22 protein-coding genes are annotated in these 23,198 nt (G+C 39.0%); 18 read left to right on the plus strand and 4 right to left on the minus strand.

The window, feature by feature from the left end; genetic code table 11:
- The first annotated feature begins 199 nt into the window (after positions 1–199).
- The 8 genes from D1B32_RS13800 to D1B32_RS13835 all read left to right on the plus strand — a co-directional run bounded on the left by D1B32_RS13800 (position 200) and on the right by D1B32_RS13835 (position 6,683).
- Complete coding sequence (locus D1B32_RS13800; RefSeq protein ID WP_118889683.1) at positions 200–895, plus strand: CoA transferase subunit A; 696 nt, start codon at positions 200–202, stop codon at positions 893–895.
- Positions 896–919: 24 nt separating this feature from the next.
- Positions 920–1,594: a 3-oxoacid CoA-transferase subunit B gene (locus tag D1B32_RS13805; RefSeq protein WP_118889684.1), complete on the plus strand. Its 675-nt coding sequence runs from the start codon at positions 920–922 to the stop codon at positions 1,592–1,594.
- 17 nt (positions 1,595–1,611) lie between these two features.
- Positions 1,612–2,388 carry a 3-hydroxybutyrate dehydrogenase gene (locus D1B32_RS13810; protein ID WP_118889685.1) on the plus strand — a complete coding sequence of 259 codons (777 nt, stop codon included), beginning with the start codon at positions 1,612–1,614 and terminating at the stop codon, positions 2,386–2,388.
- 23 nt (positions 2,389–2,411) lie between these two features.
- Positions 2,412–3,590 (plus strand): thiolase family protein, encoded by a 1,179-nt coding sequence (locus D1B32_RS13815; protein ID WP_118889686.1) that lies wholly within the window; start codon positions 2,412–2,414, stop codon positions 3,588–3,590.
- Positions 3,591–3,611: 21 nt separating this feature from the next.
- Complete coding sequence (locus D1B32_RS13820) at positions 3,612–4,895, plus strand: GntP family permease (protein ID WP_118889687.1); 1,284 nt, start codon at positions 3,612–3,614, stop codon at positions 4,893–4,895.
- 151 nt (positions 4,896–5,046) lie between these two features.
- On the plus strand, positions 5,047–5,397 hold the full coding sequence (locus D1B32_RS13825; protein WP_095311261.1) for a DUF2200 domain-containing protein: 351 nt from the start codon (positions 5,047–5,049) through the stop codon (positions 5,395–5,397).
- 246 nt (positions 5,398–5,643) lie between these two features.
- Complete coding sequence (locus D1B32_RS13830; RefSeq protein ID WP_118889688.1) at positions 5,644–6,174, plus strand: GNAT family N-acetyltransferase; 531 nt, start codon at positions 5,644–5,646, stop codon at positions 6,172–6,174.
- Positions 6,175–6,470: 296 nt separating this feature from the next.
- Positions 6,471–6,683 (plus strand): hypothetical protein, encoded by a 213-nt coding sequence (locus tag D1B32_RS13835; protein WP_095311264.1) that lies wholly within the window; start codon positions 6,471–6,473, stop codon positions 6,681–6,683.
- Positions 6,684–6,787: 104 nt separating this feature from the next.
- Here D1B32_RS13835 and D1B32_RS13840 read toward each other — a convergent pair whose 3' ends face one another.
- Both D1B32_RS13840 and D1B32_RS13845 read right to left on the minus strand, forming a co-directional pair.
- Positions 6,788–7,336 carry a shikimate kinase gene (locus D1B32_RS13840; protein WP_095311265.1) on the minus strand — a complete coding sequence of 183 codons (549 nt, stop codon included), beginning with the start codon at positions 7,334–7,336 and terminating at the stop codon, positions 6,788–6,790.
- A gap of 88 nt (positions 7,337–7,424) precedes the next feature.
- Positions 7,425–7,823 carry an RNase H family protein gene (locus D1B32_RS13845; protein ID WP_095311267.1) on the minus strand — a complete coding sequence of 133 codons (399 nt, stop codon included), beginning with the start codon at positions 7,821–7,823 and terminating at the stop codon, positions 7,425–7,427.
- Positions 7,824–8,027: 204 nt separating this feature from the next.
- On the opposite strand from D1B32_RS13845, the gene D1B32_RS13850 reads away from it, so the two are divergent.
- The 9 genes from D1B32_RS13850 to D1B32_RS13890 all read left to right on the plus strand — a co-directional run bounded on the left by D1B32_RS13850 (position 8,028) and on the right by D1B32_RS13890 (position 18,568).
- Positions 8,028–9,056, plus strand: a complete 1,029-nt coding sequence (locus D1B32_RS13850) for an ABC transporter ATP-binding protein (RefSeq protein ID WP_118889689.1) — start codon at positions 8,028–8,030, stop codon at positions 9,054–9,056.
- A complete protein-coding gene (locus tag D1B32_RS13855; protein WP_118889690.1) occupies positions 9,019–10,035 on the plus strand; it encodes an ABC transporter ATP-binding protein in 1,017 nt (338 codons plus the stop codon). The genes D1B32_RS13850 and D1B32_RS13855 overlap by 38 nt, the downstream gene beginning before the upstream one ends.
- 167 nt (positions 10,036–10,202) lie before the next feature.
- Positions 10,203–11,888 (plus strand): ABC transporter substrate-binding protein, encoded by a 1,686-nt coding sequence (locus D1B32_RS13860; protein ID WP_118889691.1) that lies wholly within the window; start codon positions 10,203–10,205, stop codon positions 11,886–11,888.
- 211 nt (positions 11,889–12,099) lie between these two features.
- Complete coding sequence (locus tag D1B32_RS13865) at positions 12,100–13,101, plus strand: ABC transporter permease (protein WP_095311273.1); 1,002 nt, start codon at positions 12,100–12,102, stop codon at positions 13,099–13,101.
- A 12-nt stretch (positions 13,102–13,113) separates the two neighbouring features.
- Complete coding sequence (locus D1B32_RS13870) at positions 13,114–14,049, plus strand: ABC transporter permease (protein ID WP_240033791.1); 936 nt, start codon at positions 13,114–13,116, stop codon at positions 14,047–14,049.
- Positions 14,050–14,136: 87 nt separating this feature from the next.
- A complete protein-coding gene (locus D1B32_RS13875) occupies positions 14,137–16,011 on the plus strand; it encodes a DUF2207 domain-containing protein (protein ID WP_158586272.1) in 1,875 nt (624 codons plus the stop codon).
- A gap of 139 nt (positions 16,012–16,150) precedes the next feature.
- Positions 16,151–17,083, plus strand: a complete 933-nt coding sequence (locus D1B32_RS13880; protein ID WP_118889694.1) for a fumarylacetoacetate hydrolase family protein — start codon at positions 16,151–16,153, stop codon at positions 17,081–17,083.
- Between the two features lie 190 nt (positions 17,084–17,273).
- A complete protein-coding gene (locus tag D1B32_RS13885; protein ID WP_240033792.1) occupies positions 17,274–18,191 on the plus strand; it encodes a chemotaxis protein in 918 nt (305 codons plus the stop codon).
- Between the two features lie 41 nt (positions 18,192–18,232).
- Positions 18,233–18,568, plus strand: coding sequence for an avidin-fold protein (locus D1B32_RS13890; protein ID WP_187393162.1), 336 nt, complete (start codon positions 18,233–18,235; stop codon positions 18,566–18,568).
- A gap of 122 nt (positions 18,569–18,690) precedes the next feature.
- Here D1B32_RS13890 and D1B32_RS13895 read toward each other — a convergent pair whose 3' ends face one another.
- Both D1B32_RS13895 and D1B32_RS13900 read right to left on the minus strand, forming a co-directional pair.
- Positions 18,691–19,491 (minus strand): alpha/beta fold hydrolase, encoded by an 801-nt coding sequence (locus D1B32_RS13895; RefSeq protein ID WP_118889723.1) that lies wholly within the window; start codon positions 19,489–19,491, stop codon positions 18,691–18,693.
- 272 nt (positions 19,492–19,763) lie between these two features.
- Positions 19,764–20,648, minus strand: coding sequence for a LysR family transcriptional regulator (locus D1B32_RS13900; RefSeq protein ID WP_118889695.1), 885 nt, complete (start codon positions 20,646–20,648; stop codon positions 19,764–19,766).
- Between the two features lie 150 nt (positions 20,649–20,798).
- On the opposite strand from D1B32_RS13900, the gene D1B32_RS13905 reads away from it, so the two are divergent.
- Positions 20,799–22,976, plus strand: a complete 2,178-nt coding sequence (locus D1B32_RS13905; RefSeq protein ID WP_118889696.1) for a malate synthase G — start codon at positions 20,799–20,801, stop codon at positions 22,974–22,976.
- Positions 22,977–23,198: the final 222 nt, after the last annotated feature.

Here is a 23,198-nt window from a genome sequence, read left to right on the forward strand (position 1 = left end):
TTCCGCAATTTTGGAAAGTATGAAAAGCACGGAAAGAAAGGGCTTACATTCGTAAAAATGATAATGAAGAACCTTCTTTCCACGAAACTGGAAGGAAGGTTTTTAGTTGACTTCAATTATACTGCTAGCTTTCTATTTTTTGAGATATCTTTATTGGCACGATTTTTGCAAGTAAAGGAAGGAAAGGGGAGTAGCATAGATGAAAACAATTTATACATCCTTTGCAGAAGCAGTAGCAGAGATTCAAGATGGTTCAACGATTATGGTTGGGGGTTTTGGACTTGTTGGAATTCCTGAAAATCTTATTCTAGCTCTTGTTGATTCACAGGTAAAGCATTTAACCGTGATCTCGAATAATTGTGGGGTGGATGATTGGGGCCTCGGTTTACTACTAAAAAATAAACAAATTGATAAGATGATTGGCTCCTATGTTGGCGAAAATAAAGAATTTGAGAGACAAGTATTAGCAGGTGAGCTGGAGGTAGAGTTGACACCACAAGGTACACTTGCAGAAAGAATTCGTGCGGGTGGAGCAGGAATCCCAGCATTCTATACGCCTGCTGGAGTGGGAACTCTGATTGCAGAAGGAGAAGAAGTACGTGTATTTAATAACAAAGAATATTTGCTGCAAACAGCTTTAAAGGCAGATTTCAGTTTGATTCGAGCTGCTGTTGGTGATCATGCGGGGAACTTGGTTTATAACAAAACGGCACGAAATTTTAATCCGATGATGGCAGCGGCAGGAAAAGTAACAATTGCAGAAGTAGAACAATTAGTTGAACCCGGAACAATTGATCCTGATCATGTTCATACACCAGGAATCTATGTACAAGCTCTAATTGAAGGGGCACAAGAGAAGCGAATTGAACGATTAACCATAAGACAAGAAGCATAGCACAATTTTAGGAGGTAATGGCGGATGTTAAACCAATTGGATAAGGCATTGGTGCGCGAGCGAATAGCAAGAAGAGCTGAAAGGGAAATTGTAAGCGGTTCCTACGTTAATCTAGGGATTGGGATGCCAACAATGGTTGCCAATTATATTCAGGGTGGAAAACAGGTAGTCCTTCAGTCAGAAAATGGATTGCTTGGAATAGGGAAATCACCACTAAAAGAAGAAGTTGATCCTGATTTAATTAACGCTGGTAAAGAAACGGTAACTGCTCAAGAGGGGGCTTCTTATTTCAGTAATGCGGAATCGTTTGCGATGATTCGTGGAGCACATTTGGATTTGGCTATTCTCGGTGGAATGGAAGTATCTGAAACAGGTGATTTAGCAAATTGGATGATTCCAGGAAAAATGATTAAAGGTATGGGGGGTGCGATGGATATCGTGCACGGAGCAAAAAAAATCGTTATTATTATGGATCATGTCAATAAGCATGGGACATCAAAAATTTTAAAGAAATGCAGCTTACCACTAACTGGGAAGCAGGTTGTAAACCGAGTAATTACAGACCGTGCGGTTATGGATGTTGAGGAAAGTGGTCTTGTACTTATAGAAATAGCAGAAGGCTGGACAGTTGAAGAAATTGTGGAATCGACAGAGGCAGAGCTAAAAATTAGTGAGCATTTACGAATAGGAACGTATTAAAAAAGGAGGATTTATTCATGGTAGACAACAAAGTGGTATTTATAACTGGAGCAGCAAGTGGAATCGGATATGAGATGGGTAAGGAGTTTGCCAAAAACGGTGCCAAGGTTGCTTTGTCAGACATTAACACTGAAAAGGTTCAGGCGGTTTCCGAAAACTTAAGAAAAGATGGTTATGATTGTATTGGATTGAAATGTGATGTTACGAACGAAAAAGAACTACAACAAGCTTTAGATGAGACGGTAGAAAAATATGGAAGATTGGATGTGCTAATTAATAATGCTGGCTTACAGCATGTTGCATCCATTGAAGATTTCCCGACTGAAAAGTTTGAATTCATGACGAAGGTAATGCTAGTTGCGCCATTTATGGCAACGAAACATGTTTTTCCGTTAATGAAAGAACAAGGATTTGGACGGATTATTAATATGGCTTCGATTAACGGACTAATTGGCTTTGCGGGCAAGGCAGCATATAACAGTGCTAAGCACGGGCTTATAGGTTTAACGAAGGTAGCGGCATTAGAAGGAGCTGCCAATGGAGTTACAGTGAATGCTATGTGCCCAGGTTATGTGGATACGCCGCTTGTTCGAGGACAGTTTGAGGACTTAGCGAAAAATCGTAATATCCCGGTTGAAAAAGTATTAGAAGAGGTGCTTTATCCATTGGTACCACAGAAACGCTTGTTAGCTGTGCAGGAAATAGCGGATTATGCGTTGTTCTTATCAAGTGATAAGGCCAAAGGGGTTACAGGTCAAGCCATTGTATTAGATGGCGGGTACACGGCACAGTAATAACAAAATAGGAGAGTGGGAAAATGACAAATGTTTATATCGTTGAGGGGGCAAGAACACCATTTGGTACATTTGGAGGGAGCTTGAAGGGGATAGATCCAACGGAACTAGGAGTTATCGCTAGTAAGGAAGCAATTCGCCGAAGTGGCATCCCTGCAGAAGATATTAATTTGACTGTGTTAGGGAATGTCATCCATTCCGGAAAAAACGCGCCCTATTTATCAAGGCATATTGCACTGCAAACTGGTATTCCAATATCCAGTCCCGCACTAACAGTAAATCGTTTATGTGGTTCAGGATTGCAGTCAGTTATTTCAGCAACCCAATCGATTATGCTAGGTGAGGCAGAAGTGGCACTAGCTGGAGGGATTGAAAATATGAGTCTATCTCCTTATGCATTAAGAGGGAGCAGATTTGGTACGAAATTGAAGACACCACAAGTGGATGACATGCTCTGGGCAGCCTTGACAGATGAATATATCGGTTCGGGAATGGGGATGACGGCAGAAAATCTAGCAGAAAAGTATGGTATTACGCGCGAGGAACAAGATGAATTCGCTTATTTAAGTCATAAGCGTGCAGCGACTGCACGAAACGAAGGAAAGCTTAATGAGGAAATTGTGCCTGTTGAAATAAAACATCGAAATGGCACAACCTTCGTAAACACAGATGAACATATACGAGAGGATACAACGGTTGAGAAACTTGCAGGTTTAAAGCCGTCCTTTAAACAGGGTGGAACGGTGACTGGTGGGAATGCGAGTGGAATTAATGATGGAGCTGGAGCGGTTATTGTAGCGGGGGAAAACTATGTAACAGAGCATCAATTGCAGCCGCTAGCAAGAATCGTATCTTACGGCATTGCTGGGGTTGAGCCAGAATATATGGGAATCGGCCCAGTTCCAGCGATTCAACAAGCTTTAAAAAGGGCTGGGCTCACACTTGAAGATATCGATTTGATTGAAGTAAATGAAGCATTTGCTGCCCAGTATTTAGCTGTCGAAAAAGCTTTAGGTTTAGATCGTGAGAAAGTAAATGTGAACGGGGGAGCGATTGCATTAGGGCATCCGATTGGAGCAAGTGGTGCGAGAGTGCTTTACGCTGTGGTAAAAGAGTTGAAAAGAAGAGGGCAGAGATATGGTATTGCCTCACTTTGTATTGGTGGCGGCCAGGGAATTGCAATGGTTATTGAAGTTAGATAAATAAAGAGACGGAGGGGTATCATGTTTGGGATAATTTTAGGGCTTATTGTCTTAATGGCACTTGCTTATTTAGGGTGGTCAATCATTTGGATTGCGCCAATTGCTGCTGGTGTTGTTGCACTAACTGGTGGGCTGGACTTGCTAGATGCATATACAAATACGTATATGAGCGGCTTTGTTAACTTTGCAAAGCAATGGTTCCCTGTATTCATGCTTGGGGCAATTTTTGGAAAGCTGATGGAAGACACAGGGATGGCAAAGTCGGTCGCCATCGCATTAACAAAAGTTATCGGAACTAAGCGAGCAATACTAGGGGTGCTTGTATCCTGTGCAGTTTTAACATATGGTGGGGTTAGTTTGTTTGTCGTTGTTTTCGCTGTTTATCCACTTGCACTAACACTGTTCCGTGAAGCAAACATTAGCAGGCGTCTAATACCAGGCACAGTTGCATTAGGGTCATTCACATTTACGATGACAGCAATTCCTGGGACACCACAAATTCAAAACTTAATCCCAACGCCTTACTTTGGTACAACCGCAATGGCAGCGCCAATTATGGGGATAGTCGCTGCGATTATTATGGGTGTCGGTGGTTATTACTATATGCGATGGAGAGAAAAACAATTATCTGCAAAAGGGGAATTTTATACAGAGCCAAAGGATAATAAGATTGTGAAGGTAGAGGGAGATACCCCACATTTTATATTATCGATTTTGCCATTAATAACCGTAGTTGTTACGTTGAATGTTTTGGAGTGGGATATTGTAGTTGCCCTATTGTCTGGGATTATCCTGTTGATGATTTTAAATATTACCAAGTTCAAAGGGTTTGTTAAAGCAATTAATAATGGTGCAGTTGGTTCCGTAACCGCCATCATTAACACGAGTGCAGCTGTTGGATTTGGTACTGTTGTGCAGGCGGTACCAGGATTTGATCGTCTTACAGCACTATTGATGGGGATTAAAGGAAATCCGCTTATTTCAGAAGCAGTTGCTGTTAATATACTTGCTGGTGCTACAGGTTCGGCTTCTGGAGGAATGGGAATTGCTCTAGAAGCATTGGGAGAAAGATATTATGAATTAGCGTTAAGCACAGGTATTGATCCAGAGGCTTTTCACCGAATTGCGTCTTTATCATCTGGAGGACTCGATGCCATGCCGCACAATGGAGCTGTATTGACTTTGCTTACGATTACAGGCATGACACATAAAGATAGCTACAAAGACATTTTTGTCGTAGCTGTTGTTATCCCGATTATATCAATTGTTGCGGCTATTTTATTAGCGTCTGTTGGGATTTATTAAATATTTTTTTATAAAGAATAACAAGCTAGAATAACGTTAAAAAGTACCGATTTTCTGTTTTGGATATACGGTACTTTTTTATGTTTTCCATATTTGAACCCGACTATTATTTGTACTACAATAAAGAAAATAGTAGTAGGGAGTATGTATCATGACCAAACATCGGATTTACACAATGAGTTTCTCAGGAGTGTATCCCCATTATATTACCAAGGCTGAGAAAAAAGGACGTACGAAATCAGAAGTCGATGAAATCATACATTGGTTAACAGGCTATAGTCAGGAAGAGTTAGAAGAACAACTGGAAAAAAAGACAGACATTGAGACATTCTTTGCGGAAGCTCCTCATATGAATCCTTCCCGGAATTTGATTAAAGGTGTGATCTGCGGTGTCCGAGTGGAAGACATCGAAGAACCGCTTATGCAGGAAATTCGCTATTTGGATAAGCTGATCGATGAATTAGCAAAAGGAAAAGCGATGGAGAAGATACTGCGTAAATAATAATTAAAAACGAAGAAACACTGATTCTATACATGTAAAAGAGTCAGTGTTTTTTTAGCAGACGAAGGAGTCCAGTAATTTGATTTTTGACCATGAAGATGGGGAAGTATCATTTATACCTATTCAGGTAAATTTCAAAATTAAATTTGGAATTTTATACTAGTATAGGGGTGTAGAGAAATTAAGCCGGGCTTTTAATAATTATGCATTGTGTTAAAGGTAAAAACGAGAGGGGGAGAGAAATTGATGTTTCCAACATTAGAGACTGAAAGACTATGTTTAAGAGAAATCTCCAAGGATGATGCAGAAGCCCTATTTGCTTGTTTTTCTAATGAAAATGTAACTCGATATTACGGTCAAGAGACATTGCAAAATTTAGCGCAAGCAGCGGCATTTGTTGATTTTTTTGCTGAAAATTTCAAAGAGAAAAGGGGAATACGCTGGGGAATCGAAATAAAAGGTAATCGAGGAATAATTGGAACCATTGGATTTAATGCTTGGTCCCCTAAACATAAACGAGCTGAAATTGGTTATGAAATACATCCTACACAATGGAGAAAGGGTTTTACTTCCGAAGCAGTATCCAAGGTAATTCAATATGGGTTTGATGAATTGGGTCTTATTCGTATAGGAGCTGTTGTTTTTGTACATAACGAAGCATCTAACAATTTGTTAAGCAAGGTTGGTTTTCAGCAAGAAGGTGTTTTGAGGGATTATATGTATCAAAATGGAACTGCACATGATACATATGTTTACTCGATACTTAAGGATAATTAATAGTATCTTTCTTTCACTTCGGATGCACATGAACAATATTCATTTGGCTTGTGTTTTTTCGAAATTGATCGTATGCTGTCCAGTTTGGTGTCTATTTCATTGAAGTTGGACTGCATCCAGTAGGTACAGATTAATAATTTAGTGATGGGGCAGCTTGTTATTTAGAACTTAACGTGAAACTTTAAAAAATTAATTTATTTAATAAATTAGAAAGTATAAAGAGTAATCGTATTGGAAAAAATAGCTTACTGAATTACTGAATTAGTCCTTAATGTTTTTAGAAGGTAGGCGAATAAATGACTGAGTTAAATAGAATTGCTGATGAACTGGAATATATGATCACGGAGAATCTTTTTACTGAACCTAAGGATATTAAAGTTCGATCCTTCATTAGGGCGGTTCATTTAGGCGATGTGGATATTGCTGATTATCTAGGCAAAAACTCAAAAGAAAAATATGGTGAAGATTTAGTGGTGGCTATTCGGGAAGCTGCTGAGAGGCTTGCTTAGTTTGCGACCTTATTAGGATGAAGATGAAACACAAAATAACCCTTGAAGGGTTATTTTGTGTTTTTAGCTTGGTATCTAACTATTCTCTTTAGCCCTTTGGTTTTTTAATTCGGTTCATAGATATCCCAAGCGGTTTTCAGGGACTCTGTAATGTAATCTGCAACTTCATCCACTGGTAAATTATCCGTCACGACTCTTGAATGATGTTCCTCATAAATCGGTTGTCTATTATAAAATAATTGTTTGATTTGATCGATATTTTTCCCTTGCAGGACAGGGCGGCTATCAATGAGCAGGCTAATACGTTCTTTCCAAGAATCCCAAGATAAATCTAAGAAAAAGATAATACAATGTGACATGCATGCCTCACGAACTTCATCCTGTAAGAATGCGCCACCGCCGACAGAGATAATTTTTAATTTTTGTTTACAGGAATCGATAATCATGTCTTTTTCGGTTTGCCGAAATATTCGCTCGCCATATAGATTAAAAATCTCTGAAGTTGGCATATTATATTTCTTTTCAATTTCTTCATCAATATCGATAAAATCACGATATAATTTCTTCGCAACTGCTTTGCCAATTGTAGTTTTTCCTACCCCCATAAAACCAATGAGTACAATACTTTGTTCCCGTAGCGACACATCATTCATCGGTATCCCCCTAATTTGCTAAGACTAGTATCTGTTAAGAATTTATTTTTTACGAAATGAAGAAATGTAAGTTAATTAGAAAGTTGAATTAAGCTTGATCATTCATATGGATCGCTTTTCTTGCCAAACGATCTGCATGACCATTTTTCTTTTCTGGAATCCACTTGATAAAAAAGTGCGGAAAATTCTTTGATTCTTCTCTAATGCATTCAAGTAAAGGAAGAAAGAGTTGATTCTTTGTGAAATCTTTTTCGATTACATCCACGACAACCTTCGAATCAGAGCGAAAGGATATAATTTCATTCGGAAATGATTGCCGACAAATCTCAAGCGCTTTAATAATTGCGTAGAATTCAGCTTCGTGATTTGATAGATATCCTAATGGAATGGTATATTCGTAAGCGTTTTTGCCAGATTTGATATATATGCCCGCACCACTCAGTCCAGGATTTCCACTTGCTGCACCATCTGTATATACTTCGATCACCTATCTAACACTCCCAGACGAGAACTTATTCTATTTAGTATAAAGCAACTCACAATTTATGTGAATTATAATTATGTTTTTATTTTGTTTTAAAAAGTATAAATAGTAAATATTATTTTTTTCTTGCAATATTAGGTAATTTTCAGTATATTATAGAAACATAAAAGAAATATATTCCACGTCGAGCTGAAAGGGGAGTATCAATTGTCTCATACCGTATTAGAGATAAAGAGCTTAAGCACCCACTTTTTCACAGATAGCGGGGAAGTACCAGCAGTTGATCAAGTAAGTTTACATGTACATAAAGGGGAAGTAGTTGGGGTTGTAGGGGAATCAGGATGCGGAAAAAGTGTTACATCATTATCCATTATGCAGCTTGTTCCCAACCCGCCTGGAAAAATAGTGGGTGGGGAAATTAATTATAAAGGAGAAAACCTTGCATTTGCTTCCGAAAAACGAATGAAGAAATTGCGAGGCAATGAAATATCCATGATATTTCAAGAACCAATGACCTCACTAAATCCACTGTTTACGATTGGAAATCAAATGAGAGAAGCCTTTCGATTTCATCAGAAAATAAGTAAAAAAGAAGCAAGGGAAAAATCAATTTCTATGTTAAAGCTAGTCGGCATTCCAAGAGCTGAATCAATTATTGATGATTATCCCCATCAGCTTTCAGGTGGAATGAGACAACGAGTCATGATTGCCATGGCGATGTCTTGTGATCCAGAGCTTCTTATTGCAGATGAGCCAACGACAGCTCTCGATGTAACGATTCAAGCACAAATATTAGACTTAATGCGAAAGTTAAACGAGGAAAAAGATACTGCCATACTGTTAATCACGCATGATTTGGGTGTTGTAGCAGATATTTGTGACCGAGTCGTAGTGATGTATGCTGGACAAGTTGTTGAAGAAGGTTCGAAACGTGAGATTCTAAAAGATTCAAAGCACCCATATTCACAAGGACTAATCCGTTCTTTACCAAGAATTCATGAGCGTGAGCAGAAGCTATACTCCATTCCCGGAACAGTACCAAAGCCAAAACTAGGACGTGTAGGCTGCCGTTTTGCTCCTAGGTGCGAGTTTGCATTTGATCGTTGCTTTAAGGAGAATCCTGAATTGTACGTTACAGGTGAAGGTAGGCGGAGTCGTTGCTTCCTTTATGACAAACAGGAAGGAGAGTCGATAAACGATGCGTCAACAATTACAGAAGCCGTTATTGGAGATTAATGGATTGAAGAAGTATTTCCCGATTAAAGGTGGTGTACTTGGTCGAACGGTTGGTGAGGTGAAGGCAGTTGACGATGTTAGCTTCACCGTTTTTGAAGGGGAGATATTAGGCATTGTTGGAGAATCGGGCTGTGGAAAGTCAACAACCGGTAAAGCGATTCTTCGCTTAATCGAACCAACTGCTGGGGAAGTAAAGTTTGAAGACCAGGATATTACACATATCAATGCAGAGGAAATGCGCAGGTTACGGCGAGATATGCAGATTATTTTTCAAGATCCGTATGCATCTCTGAATCCAAGGCATACCGTAGAAAAGATAATCGGTGAACCGTTATTGATTCATGGGGTGAAAAATGCCAAGGAGCGGACAAGCCGTGTAAAAGAGCTTCTTGAAGTTGTTGGTTTAAGTGCTTATCATGCATCAAGATACCCGCATCAATTCAGTGGTGGGCAACGGCAACGAATTGGAATAGCACGGGCACTTGCGAATAATCCGAAACTTATTATTTGCGATGAGCCTGTCTCGGCGTTGGATGTTTCCGTTCAAGCACAAATTCTTAATCTAATGGAAGCTTTACGTGATGAATTTAATCTTACGTATATTTTTATCGCCCATGATTTAAGTGTAGTAAAGCATATTAGTGATCGTGTCGGTGTGATGTATTTAGGAAGAATGGTAGAACTGACAAGTAAAGACAAATTGTATGATGATGCCAAGCATCCGTATACACAAGCACTCTTATCTGCAGTTCCGGACCCAGATCCTGATATAGAAAAAGAACGGGTTATTTTAAAAGGGGACGTCCCAAGTCCAGCTGATCCACCAGCAGGATGTGCATTCCATACGAGATGTCCGATGGCGATGGATATTTGTAAATCTGTACGTCCGGCATTTATACCTGTTGAAGATAATCATTTTGTTGCTTGTCACCTTTATGATGGACAGCAGCAAAATCTATCACGCATTAACGGGCTGTAATATCCCCACTTCATAGCGTGAGAAAACTAAAAACGTGAAGGGTGGGGATAAACAGCCTGTAAATTCCAGATTCTGTTCATCTAACATTCAATGGGGTAGAAAGGAACACCCATCGAATGAAGTTTCACTTTACTACAATATCTACTAAACAAAGAGGGGGAATAGGTATGAGATTAAAAGGCGGCGCACTTTTGTTTCTGCTACTAGCATTTCTTTTGATCATTGCAGCATGTAGTGGAGATGGTGGTGCAAATACGGATACATCGGATAATGACGGTGATGCAGGAAATGAAGAAGCAAGTGATGATGATCCAGCCACTGATGCAGAAGCGGCTGGAGATCAGGTGTTAGTTTTTGCTCGTGGTGGTGATTCGGAAAGCCTTGATCCAGGAAGCACCACAGATGGGGAGTCATCTCGTGTGACACAGCAAGTATTAGAAGGTTTATTAGAATTTGATAAAGAATCCTTTGATCTTACGCCAGGTTTAGCACATGATTGGGAAGTTTCCGAAGATGGTTTAACCTACACATTTTTCCTGGAAGAAGGAGTTACCTTCCACGATGGTACAGACTTTAATGCGGAAGCTGTAAAAGTTAACTTTGAGCGTTGGGCAGATCCAGAGCATGAATATGCATTTACGGATGACGGCTATGTTTATTCGATGTATGGAACCATGTTTGGTGGATTTGCCGGTGATGATGGGCATGTGATTGAGGAAATTAATGTGGTCAATGATCATGAGATTGAATTTGTTTTAAATCAACCATTAGGATTTTTCTTACAGAATCTGGGGATGAGCTATTTTGCGATTACTTCTCCAGCCGCATTAGAGGAGCATGGGGCAGCGATTAATGAAAATCCGGTAGGTACAGGACCGTTTAAATTTGTCAGTTGGAGCAAGGATGACTCCATCGTATTAGATAAATTTGAAGATTATCGAATGGATGGATTACCGAAGCTGGATCGCGTTATTTTCGAAGTCATTCCTGATAATGCAGCACGATTAATTGCATTAAAGTCTGGTGAGATTGACATTATGGATGGCTTAAATCCAGATGATGCGGCTGGTGTAGACGCTGATGAAGGTTTAGAGCTGTTGACACGTTCAGAAAATAACTTCGGTTATGTTGGCTTCAATACGCAAAAGGAGCCATTTGATCAAGTCGAGGTTCGACAAGCAATTAATCATGCAATTGACAAGCAAGCAATCGCGGATGCTTTATATGCTGGCTATGCGACAACTGCTAAAAATCCTCTGCCACCTGGATATTTAGGTTATAACGACGAAGTAGAGGAATACGCGTATGACCCGGATCGGGCGAGAGAGTTATTGGCTGAAGCAGGGTTTGAGGATGGGTTGGATATTGAACTATGGACGATGCCTGTAGCGAGACCGTATATGCCAGATCCCGAAACGGTGTCGCAAATTGTTCAGAATAACTTAGCAGAGGTTGGCGTAAATGCGACAATTGTACGAGAAGAATGGGCACCGTATTTAGAAAAAACATTACAAGGTGAACATCAATTGTTTATTCTTGGTTGGTCTGGTACCAATGGGGATCCGGATTACTTCTTGAGTAGTTTGTTGCACGGATCCAATGTTGGAAGTAGCAACCGTAACTTTTACCAAAATGATGAAGTAGATGAGCTGCTGGATAGTGCCAAACGTGCTATTGATCAAGATGAACGCGCGGATCTTTATGCACAGGCACAAGCTTTGATTTCTGAGGACTCACCAATGGTTACATTAGTACACTCTACACCAGTTATGGCAACAACGACGAAAGTAGTGAACTATGTTCCACATCCATCAACAAGTGAGTCGTTGAAAGAGGTTGAATTAAGTAACTAAAACCAAAGCGGAAGCGCCCGGTTAGCGACAGCGACGTATGGAGGTGAAGGAATTCTCGCTACCACGTAATCGCTGGAGCTGACCGTGGCTATTCAGGTTATATACAATCTTAGATATTCTATAACTTACTTTCAAAAAAAGAGGTAGCAGTATGATGCTGCTGCCTCTTTTTTAGCAATCATTTGTACATGATTAGAATAGGGGTGAAAAAATGTTTTCCTATATTCTACGACGTTTATTAATGCTTATTCCCGTATTGATCGGTATGACATTGATTACCTTTTCGATTGTTCATTTAATTCCGGGAAATCCAGCACAAGTAATTTTAGGGGAAACAGCTACTGCAAATGCAATCACAGAGCTAGAGGAAAGTATGGGATTAAATGAGCCTTATTTTGTTCAATATGGTCATTATTTAATGGATCTAACACAAGGCGATTTAGGGACTTCTTTACGATCGAAAGCTGAAATTTCAAAAGAAATTTGGCCATACATAGCAGCCACCTTTGAGTTGACCCTATTTGCGATGATTTTTGCTGTTGTCGTTGGAGTAAATGCAGGAATCATAAGTGCGTGGAAACAGAACTCTTGGTTTGATTTTTTGGCTATGATGGTTGCATTAATTGGCGTATCGATGCCGATTTTTTGGCTTGCTTTAATGGAGCAATGGATATTCGCCCAAGAACTTGGCTGGCTTCCTGCATATGGAAGACAGGATAGCAGAGACCCAATTGCCTCAATAACGCATTTTTATGTGTTGGACTCATTAATTCATTTGGATTTTAGCCGTGCCTTAACGATTTTGAAGCACTTAATTTTACCAAGCATTGCACTTGGGACAATACCAATGGCTATTATTGCAAGGATGACACGTTCAAGTATGCTAGAAGTGATGAAGTCCGATTATATTCGTACGGTACGTGCTAAAGGATCTGGTCAATTTCTTGTGATTTATAAGCATGCACTAAAAAATGCAATCATTCCTGTATTAACAGTAATTGGTCTACAAACGGGAGTATTACTTGGTGGAGCAATTTTGACGGAAACCATTTTTAGTTGGCCAGGGATTGGCAGATATGTATATGAAGCGATAAGCTATCGAGATTATCCAGTTATCCAATCAGGGATACTCGTTATCGCATTTATATTCGTATTAATCAACTTAGCTGTGGATATCTTATATAAAAAAATCGATCCGCGGATTAAATATTAAAGGGGGCTGCAGATGATGAGGATAGAAGAAAAAAAGAAATATTCAGAGCAGCAAATCCCAAATCCTGCAAAGGTCGGACAGCATATTGATTCAGAAGAGATAGAGGCAATCTCACCATGGAAGGATACAGCAAAGCAATTACGTAAAAATCGCTTTGCAATTATCGGTTTTGTCATTATCTTATTTTTTATCGTACTTGGATTGGCTGCGCCATTAGTAACTTCCTACTCGGTAGAAGAACAGCAATTGGTCAATCGATTACATCCTCCTTCAGAGGAGCACTGGCTTGGTACGGATCATTTAGGAAGAGATATTTTTACCCGAATTGCATATGGAGCTAGGGTATCACTTCAAGTTGGTTTTTTCGCAGTAACCGGAGCTTTATTTTTTGGAACACTTCTCGGGATTATTGCTGGTTATTTCGGTCGTTGGGTCGATATGGTTATATCAAGAATATTTGATATTCTACTAGCTTTCCCAAGTATCTTACTAGCGATTGCGATCGTGGCCATTCTTGGTGCTTCCTTGCAAAACGCATTAATAGCGATTGCGATCATTAATATCCCGATATTTGGTAGACTTGTTCGTTCACGTGTTATTAGCTTACGAGAAGAAGAATATATTATGGCCGCTAAAGCACAGGGGATGAAAAACGGTCGAATTATTTTGCATCATATACTGCCTAATAGTGTTGCACCTATAATTGTCCAAGCAACATTGGGATTCGGAACCGCAATTCTTGAGGCTGCTGCACTTGGATTTCTTGGTCTGGGAGTTCAGCCGCCGGTACCAGAATGGGGACAGATGCTTGCAGATGCTCGTGACTTTATCCAGCTTGCTCCGTGGACATTACTCGCTCCTGGTATTTCTATTATGCTCGTTGTGCTCGGGTTTAACTTAATTGGTGATGGACTGCGAGATGCGCTTGATCCAAAGATGAAGAACTGAAACACTGTGATGAAGCGTCCTTGTCTGAAACCTTTACTTTTCCTTAATCGTATTAGTAAAATAAGAACGATAAGGAGGGTAAGTAATATGAAGCGATTCATTTATATAGGAATATTGGCACTTTTTATTTTCGTTTTAGCAGGTTATTCAGATGGAGAGCGTTCTTTTTCAATCGACGAAGTAATCATTGATGCCCAAATTCAGGAAGATGGGACGATTGATGTGCGTGAACAATTTACGTATACATTTAACGGTTCCTTTGAAGGGGTCACAAGATCCATACAGTCGGACAGTCAGCATTTTCAGGCATTTATAGTAGAAGAGGGCGATTTTCCTGAGAACACAAATGAATCAAATTCATTAAAAGTTGAAGAAGATGATGATACGTACCGGATTTTTACAGAATCAATGAATGAGGCCAAGACTGTGCTGTATACCTATACAATAGAAGGATCTGTAAACAAGTATACAGATGTTGCTGAGTTGAAATATGCATTTTTTGACGATTCCAATGAAACGGATTTAAATAATGTACAAATCATGATTCACCCCCCAAATCAAAGGATGGAAGATACGCATTACTTTTTACATGAAGATGAATCAGGAAGCTTGAATAGTTCCGATAGTGGTTTAGTGTATACAAATTCAATGCTAGAAGCTGGTGAAACATCAATGCTTCGATTTATCTTTCCGTCTAGCCAGTTAGCTGGTATGGAGCTTACAAAAGATTCTCCGATGTTAGATGAAATTATATCAGAAGAACAAGATTATACTGAGCGATTGGAGCATCTCGATGCTAACATGAGTAAAGCTGAACCAATTATTTGGGGATTATTTGGGGTAGTTATTCTAACGACGATTCTCGTCTATTATGTTCACCCCTATCGTTACCGAGGAAATAAAAGCGAAGATGCATTCATACAAATTCTCGAACAAACAGATCCATTGTTTGTAAAATATTTGCGAAACAGTTTACATTTGCCGTATGACAGCTTTATTGCTGGATTATTCTCATTAAAGCAACGTGGAATTGTCAGTTTAAAAGAGGTACCTTCTCTTATAAAGAAAGGTGAGCATACTTTCCGCTTTACATGGGTTAGTGGAAATGAAATGGGCGACATGGCTGATTCGTTTTTGCGATCCTGGCTATTTACAAAACGTGATCATTTAGGAGATTACTTTTTATTAGAAGATTTACTTGATAATAAAGAAGAAACGGATGAAGTCAAAAAGAAAAAGGCAGAGCAATTTGAAGCGGATTTTAATAGGTGGGCTGGTTTGGTGAAAGGAAGAGAGGATTACCAAGGATTGCGCAGGAAATGGAAGGGCTATTCCTTTCTATCAATCCCACTGCTGATTATTTCGTTTGTTCTATATAACTATTTCGTTACGATTGATACAATTAGTCAGACAGAGCAATGGGTGTTGCCTCTGATTGTTGGTTTATTAACAGTAGTTACGTTAGTGTTTAATCGTAATAAGTGGGTAAATATTGCATATTATTTTATCGTTTTGCTGATGACGCTAATTGGATTTAGCATTACCCCGGCTGTCATTTTAGCTAGCGTATTCTATTTCATTACCTTTGTATCCTTGCTGATTATCCCAAATTATTATTGGAAAAAGGGGATTAAAGAAATAAATTATGCGACTTTTAAAGGATATTGGTTGTTTATTCGAAATCGTTATCCTGTTGGCTCTGAGCCGGGTAAATTAGAAAGAAGATTAGAATATGCAATCATCTTGGGTGCGGGTGAAAAATATGGAGAGAAATGTGGAAAAGCTGAGCAGGCTATAAAATGGAATGCTGATTATCCACTGCTTCATAATCCTGTATATGCAACAACTTCATTTAGCCCAAGCAGCCTTATACTGTATACGGCTGTCCTGCATAGTACGACAAGCGCGAGTACTTCATCGTCCCCTTCTTCAACTGGTGGCGGTGGGGCAGGAGCATTTTAAAAGCTAGCGAAACTAGAAAGGGAGAAAAACGCTTTCTAGTTTTTTTCATAACTTTTTAACATTTCGATACAAATTTTTGAGTGTTTAAGATAGAAGTGATATTATCTAAATAATGACGCAATTGGAAGAGGTGCTAAATTTGAAGTTAATTAGTTATAAACCAAAAGGTTCGAACCATTCATGGAGAATTGGTGGTTTAAATGAAGATATTGTAATTGATTTACAAGATGCTTATCGTAATTTACTTATTTCGAAAGGTGAGAAGGAAAATGTGGCGATGGAGTCTATTTTTCCAGCAGATCCAAATCAATTCTATTCGATTGGAAACGGCATTATCAATCAAGCAAAGGAAGCTTTTCATTACGCATTGTCGCATACAACTGGCAAAATATCTTTCCAACGAGAAGAGGTTATTCTTGGACCACCGGTACCAAATCCATCAAAGATTATTTGTGTAGGTAGAAACTATGCAGAGCATGTTGCCGAAATGAAAGGCGATTTGCCAGAAAACCCGGTTTTATTTGCTAAGTTTACAAATGCTCTCATTGGACCAGAAGATGCGATTGAAAAGTCAGACGCAACGGAAAAGCTTGATTATGAGGTAGAGCTCACGGTAGTTATCGGAAAAGAAGCTTCAAAAATAAGTCAGGAGGATGCACTTGATTATATTGCTGGTTATACTATTGGAAACGATACCAGCGCTCGAGACTTGCAGAAAAGGACGCCTCAGTGGCTGCAGGGAAAATCATTAGATCGCACGACCCCAATTGGACCTTGGATAGTTCCAGCAGAAGAAATCGGTGATCCATCAAACTTAATGATTAAGTCCTATGTAAATGGAGAAGTGAGACAGGTCTCCAATACAAGTAATTTGATATTCACCATTCCATTTCTTATTGAATTCATCTCGAACTTAATTACATTAAATCCTGGAGATATCATTATGACTGGCACACCTGATGGGGTTGGCTTTGCAATGGATCCACCTCAATTTTTAAGAGATGGGGATATTGTTACATTAGAAATCGAAAAGATTGGTCGAATGGAAAATAAAGTGTTTGCAGCTGATTGATTTTTATAAGTACTTTTAAAGAAGACTTTTCGTTCATTGGACTCATAGAAGGTCTTCTTTTTCTCTGTTTCTAGTAAGATATGCACATGCATGTACGTGTGAGGAAAGCGTATAAATAGGTAATTTTCATCTTAACGTTAAGATTTATTTCAAGTACGATTAATATAACGTTTTCAGAGGAGGATTTCCGATGACTCAAAAAATTGCTATTGCAGTAATTCATGGAGCGGGTACTCCAAAGAAAGATTTTGCAGATGAAATTATTTCACATATCTCTAACGGTTTTGCAAAAAAGCTTTCCATTAACAATGCAGAGCAGGAATTAGTATTTGAACCGATTTTCTGGTCATCTGTTTTCGAATCGGAGCAAACAGAATTATGGAAAAGGTTACAGGAAAACAGGAACTTAAATTATTCTAGATTAAGACGGTTTGTAATTGAGTTTTTAGCAGATGCAATAGCATACCAGCCAACAACTTTAGGGAATCAGAATTATGATAAAGTTCATTCCCTTGTTGCAGCATCTATCAATAAACTGAGGGAAAAGGCTGGAGCAAATGCGCCCTTGTGTATTATTAGTCATAGTCTGGGTTCTATTATTGCAAGCAATTATTTTTATGATTTGCAATTTAAGCGAGAAAACATGGGGATCGAAACAGTGAAGTGTACAAGTAATTCACCAATAGAGCAATGTGAAACGCTAACCCTATTTTATACAATGGGGAGTCCAATGGCGTTATGGTCATTGCGCTACATTGATTTTGGATCTCCAATTACCGTTCCCTCCCCAATGATATCGCGGTTTTATCCAACTATTCAAGGTGAGTGGTTGAACTTCTATGATAAAGATGATGTATTAGCTTTTCCGCTAAAAGGAGTAAATGAAGCATATCAACAAGCGGTTACCGAGGATGTTGCGGTGAATGCTGGAGGGGTGTTAACAAGCTGGAATCCGTTGTCGCATCTATACTATGATCGTGATACTGAGGTGATTACCCCGATTGTTGATGGTTTAGTGAGAACATGGAAAGCTATTAATATGGATAAAAGTATACAATACAAAAAAATTGAAAATCAGGTAATGATCACAAGCAATAATGAACAGTAATTTTCTCTGAAGTTTAGATGGATTTGATGGGAGTACTATTTGTGATAAATTATGATGACCGTAAATTTGTATCAGTCGAAAATACCGCGAACGGAGAAGTATCCTCCAAAACTTTTTTTGAATATAAACAAGAAGGTAATATACTTTCAGCAACATATAGTGGTGGAGAAATTGTAAAAGGAACACTGATTGGAATAGTAAATGAAGATGGCAGCTTACAGTTTAGATATAATCATGTAAATAAAAAAGGCATGATAAAAGGTGGGGAGTGTTTTTCCGTTCCTGAAATTCTAATTGACGGTCGGATTAGGCTGCATGAAAGCTGGAGATGGTCAGACCAAAGTGAAGGGAAGTCTATTGTGGAAGAATTAAAATAACATCAACCAATTGGTGGAAGAAGAGATTTCCTTAAAATTTAAGAACAAAGCAACAGTGTAATGTTGAAAAAAAGAGGGAGCACATCGTGAAGGATGCTGTTCCCTTTGTGCTATTCCATAGATTATAAGCTGCGAATAAATTTTTCGAGTTCATGGTTAAATTTTTCCGTTTCTTCAAGGAATAACAAATGACTGCTATCCTCAAATGGAATCAGTGTTGCATTTGGAGTTCTTTCTTTAATATAGTTTCCTGCTTCAATCGGAAAAAATCCGACAGTACCAAAGCAAATTAATGAAGGGACTGTCACATTGGAAAGCGTCTCACGATAATCGACAGCTGTCTGATTAAATACAATTGTACTCGCAATGGATGCAGGTAGCTTATTCATTTCCTGTAAAATCCAAGTGAATTCATCGGGGTCTGGTTTTTCTTTATACATTCCATAGATGAAATTACTGTTAAATGTCGCTTGATCTTCTTGAATGGCTTGCACAACATTGCTGATTGCTTGAAAATCAAAAGCGCCAAATTCCCAGTCAGGCCAGGTATAATCAGATGCCGATTGATCAACAATGGTAATGCCCTTTATATTGTCTGTTCCGAATTGATTGATATAATCCCAAACAACAAAAGCTCCCATTGACCAGCCTACTAAAATAACATCTGTTAAACTTAATTTCTCCATGAAAGCTTTTAAATCCCTTGCATACTGTGCTACGGTATGACCTCGTTCTACTTTTGATGATTTTCCATGCCCCCGAAGGTCTAAAGCAATCGTGTGATAGTCCGAGCTTAGTTGTGCTAGCTGTTTATAAAAAAATTTACTGCTCATCATTACGCCGTGGATAAAAATAACGGTCTGGCCCTCTCCTTTTTCCTCATAGAACAAAATTGTTTCAGAATCCACTTGTAAATGCGGAATAATAATCCCTCCTGCACACCATTTTGGTAACAAACTATGCTTCTCTCTATAAATAGTATGTTCGTTTGATTTTGGAGATGACAATATAGGAATTATAAAAAAGAGTCATCGTGAGCTGAGGGCAAAGAACGGCAATTGTAAACCTTCCCACTAAAAGGTGCTAGTGTGCAGTTGAACTTAAAGTGTTCATCATTAACCAAGTCCATGTGTTTTGGAGTGTAATATAGTAGAACAATGTACTTAAGAACAGTGCCCAACATGATAGCTTTCGTTTAGATAGTAATCGATTCTGACATGGCAATAAATTCACGAACTGCATACGGTATGTATTTATCCTTTTTCCAAATCATGGCCAAGTCTAAATTGACAACCGTTTTTTTAAAAGGAATTGCTTTAATTTCATCATTGGTTATTTGGGCACATATTTTACTCGGTAATAGAGCAACACCTAATTTTGCTCCGACCATCTCAATCATAAAGTCCTTTTGTGAGCTCTCACATACAACATTAGGATAGAATCCATGTTCTTCACAAGCTTCTATAATCCTGTCATGGAGAGAGAAATCATGCCGATACATGATAAAGTGTTCCTTTTTGATATGGGAAAAGTTGATTGCTTCTCTGTCCGCTAATGGATTGTCCTTTTGTACAACGAGCATTAGCGGATCGTTTAGTAGTTTGATTGTTTCAAAGTTTTCTGTTTGTATGGGTAGATTGCAAATCAAACCGATATCCAGTTCACCTTCACGGACGCCATGTTTAATTTTATTGCTGCCGACCTCCGTCAATAGTAAATCAATGGAGGGATAAGTGTCCTTGTATTTGCTAATTAATGTGGAAAAAAATGCAGCACCGATAATTGGAGGAATTCCGATTTTTATTTCCCCTTTTTTTAAGTTAATAACATCAATTAGTTCAGATGTTAAGTTTTCAAAAGCATCCATAACATGTTTCGCATTGATTAAGAATGCTTGTCCAGCATCCGTTAATTCCAATTGTTTGGCCTTTCTATAAAATAGGGCGGCACCAAGCTCGGCTTCAAGGCTTTTAATTGTTTTGCTTAGTGAGGGCTGTGATATGTGAAGAGTGGATGCTGCTTTTGTAAAGTTCAGCTGTTTCGCAACTTCTGCAAAATATTCTATTTGCCTTATGTCCATGATAAACAACCTCCCTGACAATAATTGATTTTTCTTAATTATACGTCAAGTTATAACCAAAAGGAATAACATTCATGCAAAACTTATATTGTTGTTTCTAATCTGTTCCTATTAAAATAGTAATATAGTGAGTAAGAGGAGGGAATTTGGATGTGTGGTTATGTGAAAATAGGAAATCTTCAAGTGGCAAAAGTGCTTTATGATTTCGTTAATTCGGAAGCACTTCGGGAAACAGGTCTTGACAATGAAAAGTTTTGGGACGATTTCGGGAAGCTTGTCTCAGATTTGGCTCCGAAGAATAAAGCGTTGTTAATAGAGCGTGAAGAATTACAAAAGAAAATAGATGCGTGGCACAGAGAGAACGATGCATTTGAATTTAATAGTTACAAATCTTTTTTAGAAAATATCGGCTACTTGGAACCTGAAGTGGGAGAATTTACGATTACGACCACGAATATTGATGATGCTATTACACATCAAGCTGGTCCGCAGCTCGTAGTGCCAATTGACAATGCGCGCTATGCCATTAATGCAGCTAACGCACGTTGGGGCTCCCTCTATGATGCATTATACGGAACTGATGTAATAAGTGAAGAAGGTGGAGCTGCTAAAGAAGGATCCTACAACCCTGTTCGAGGCGGAAAAGTAATTGCTTTTGCGAAAAACTTTCTTGATGAAAATTTCCCTCTACAGACTTCCTCGCATCAAGAAGCAACAACCTATGCTGTTGTTAGCGGGAGATTGGACGTGACTCTGAAAAGCGGTGAGACAACTGGACTGAAGGATAGTTTTAAATTTGTTGGATACCAAGGTACGGCGGAAGAACCTAAAGCTATTCTATTAAAAAATAACGGCTTGCATGTTGAAATGCAAATCGACCGCAATCATCCTATTGGAAAAACGGATGCAGCGGGAGTGAAAGATATATACCTGGAGTCTGCAACCTCCACTATTATGGACTGTGAAGATTCTGTTGCAGCCGTTGATGCTGAGGATAAAACGCTCGTGTACCGCAATTGGCTTGGTTTGAACAGAGGAGATTTAACTTCTGTTTTTTCTAAAGGCGAAAAGAAAATTACACGTAGCTTAAATCCTGATCGTACCTATACAGGCCTGAACGGCGAAGAAATAACGCTATCAGGGCGGGTTCTTATGTTTGTCCGCAATGTTGGGCACTTGATGACGAATAACGCCATTCTTGATGAATCGGGTCAGGAAGTACCTGAGGGAATAATGGATGGTGTCTTAACAAGCTTGATGGCTAAACATGGGCTATTAGGAAATGGCCAATACCAAAATTCTCAAAAAGGTTCCGTCTATATTGTTAAGCCTAAAATGCACGGTTCAAAGGAAGTTGCTTTTGCGAATGAATTGTTTAATCGTATAGAAGATATGCTTGATTTGAAACGTCATACACTTAAAATTGGCGTAATGGATGAAGAGCGACGTACAAGCCTAAACTTGAAAAATTGCATTTATGAGGTAAGGGAGAGAATTGCTTTCATTAACACAGGGTTTTTAGATCGTACAGGTGACGAGATTCATACATCAATGGAAGCAGGAGCCATGATTCGAAAAGGTGAAATGAAAGTCTCGCCATGGCTGAACAGCTATGAAAAAAATAATGTACGTATTGGTCTGGATACTGGGTTTAAAGGAAAAGCGCAAATTGGAAAGGGAATGTGGGCAATGCCTGATCTAATGGCTGAGATGCTGAAGCAAAAATCAGGCCATCTACAAGCAGGTGGAAATACGGCTTGGGTTCCATCTCCAACAGCAGCTACATTGCATGCGCTTCATTACCATGCTATTGATGTCCGGAAAGTGCAGGAAGAACTGCAAAATGAAGTGAAAAATTACCGCGAGGATATTTTACAAATTCCGATTGCAGGAAAACAGAATTGGTCAACTGCAGAAATCCAGGAAGAGCTTGATAACAGCGCACAAACATTGCTTGGTTATGTTGTTCGCTGGGTGGAACAAGGTGTCGGCTGTTCAAAAGTCCCGGACATTAATAATGTAGCACTTATGGAAGACCGTGCAACATTGCGAATCTCAAGCCAAATGTTGTCAAACTGGCTTCACCATGGTATTTGTACCAAAGAACAAATGCTGGATACGTTGAAACGCATGGCACAAATTGTTGACAAGCAAAATGCAGGAGATCCATTATACAATCCAATGGCACCCAACTTTGATGAATCAATTGCTTTCCATGCAGCATGTGACCTTGTTTTCAAAGGGAAAGAGCAGCCAAGCGGTTATACGGAGCCAATTCTTCATCGCAGCCGTCTGGAGGCAAAAGATAAACCACATGTAAGAAGTTGATATAGAGTTGAGAGGGCCGATAACTAGAAGTAGGTCCTCTCTATTTATCTTTGTTCTTACGGTGTTTTTCTGATCTTTTTTACTCAACTCACTACGTATGTTTCCTGATGATATTATTCGAATCGGATAAACAATTACGCAAAGGAATTTCAGAATCATGAAGGAACAGTCTGTGTAACGAACTATTGGAAGCGTTTACTATGGTGATAAAAGGAATGATGG

Source organism: Oceanobacillus profundus (genome assembly GCF_003515705.1).
GTDB classification, from domain to species: Bacteria; Bacillota; Bacilli; order Bacillales; family Amphibacillaceae; genus Oceanobacillus; species Oceanobacillus profundus.

What these genes read in the sequence shown, in the direction of transcription:
- D1B32_RS13800 (WP_118889683.1), top strand. Translation starts at nt 200, where the DNA reads ATGAAAACAATTTATACATCCTTTGCAGAAGCAGTAGCAGAGATTCAA.
- D1B32_RS13805 (WP_118889684.1), top strand. Translation starts at nt 920, where the DNA reads ATGTTAAACCAATTGGATAAGGCATTGGTGCGCGAGCGAATAGCAAGA.
- D1B32_RS13810 (WP_118889685.1), top strand. Translation starts at nt 1,612, where the DNA reads ATGGTAGACAACAAAGTGGTATTTATAACTGGAGCAGCAAGTGGAATC.
- D1B32_RS13815 (WP_118889686.1), top strand. Translation starts at nt 2,412, where the DNA reads ATGACAAATGTTTATATCGTTGAGGGGGCAAGAACACCATTTGGTACA.
- D1B32_RS13820 (WP_118889687.1), top strand. Translation starts at nt 3,612, where the DNA reads ATGTTTGGGATAATTTTAGGGCTTATTGTCTTAATGGCACTTGCTTAT.
- D1B32_RS13825 (WP_095311261.1), top strand. Translation starts at nt 5,047, where the DNA reads ATGACCAAACATCGGATTTACACAATGAGTTTCTCAGGAGTGTATCCC.
- D1B32_RS13830 (WP_118889688.1), top strand. Translation starts at nt 5,644, where the DNA reads ATGTTTCCAACATTAGAGACTGAAAGACTATGTTTAAGAGAAATCTCC.
- D1B32_RS13835 (WP_095311264.1), top strand. Translation starts at nt 6,471, where the DNA reads ATGACTGAGTTAAATAGAATTGCTGATGAACTGGAATATATGATCACG.
- D1B32_RS13840 (WP_095311265.1), bottom strand. Translation starts at nt 7,336, where the DNA reads ATGAATGATGTGTCGCTACGGGAACAAAGTATTGTACTCATTGGTTTT.
- D1B32_RS13855 (WP_118889690.1), top strand. Translation starts at nt 9,019, where the DNA reads ATGCGTCAACAATTACAGAAGCCGTTATTGGAGATTAATGGATTGAAG.
- D1B32_RS13860 (WP_118889691.1), top strand. Translation starts at nt 10,203, where the DNA reads ATGAGATTAAAAGGCGGCGCACTTTTGTTTCTGCTACTAGCATTTCTT.
- D1B32_RS13865 (WP_095311273.1), top strand. Translation starts at nt 12,100, where the DNA reads ATGTTTTCCTATATTCTACGACGTTTATTAATGCTTATTCCCGTATTG.
- D1B32_RS13870 (WP_240033791.1), top strand. Translation starts at nt 13,114, where the DNA reads ATGATGAGGATAGAAGAAAAAAAGAAATATTCAGAGCAGCAAATCCCA.
- D1B32_RS13875 (WP_158586272.1), top strand. Translation starts at nt 14,137, where the DNA reads ATGAAGCGATTCATTTATATAGGAATATTGGCACTTTTTATTTTCGTT.
- D1B32_RS13885 (WP_240033792.1), top strand. Translation starts at nt 17,274, where the DNA reads ATGACTCAAAAAATTGCTATTGCAGTAATTCATGGAGCGGGTACTCCA.
- D1B32_RS13900 (WP_118889695.1), bottom strand. Translation starts at nt 20,648, where the DNA reads ATGGACATAAGGCAAATAGAATATTTTGCAGAAGTTGCGAAACAGCTG.
- D1B32_RS13905 (WP_118889696.1), top strand. Translation starts at nt 20,799, where the DNA reads ATGTGTGGTTATGTGAAAATAGGAAATCTTCAAGTGGCAAAAGTGCTT.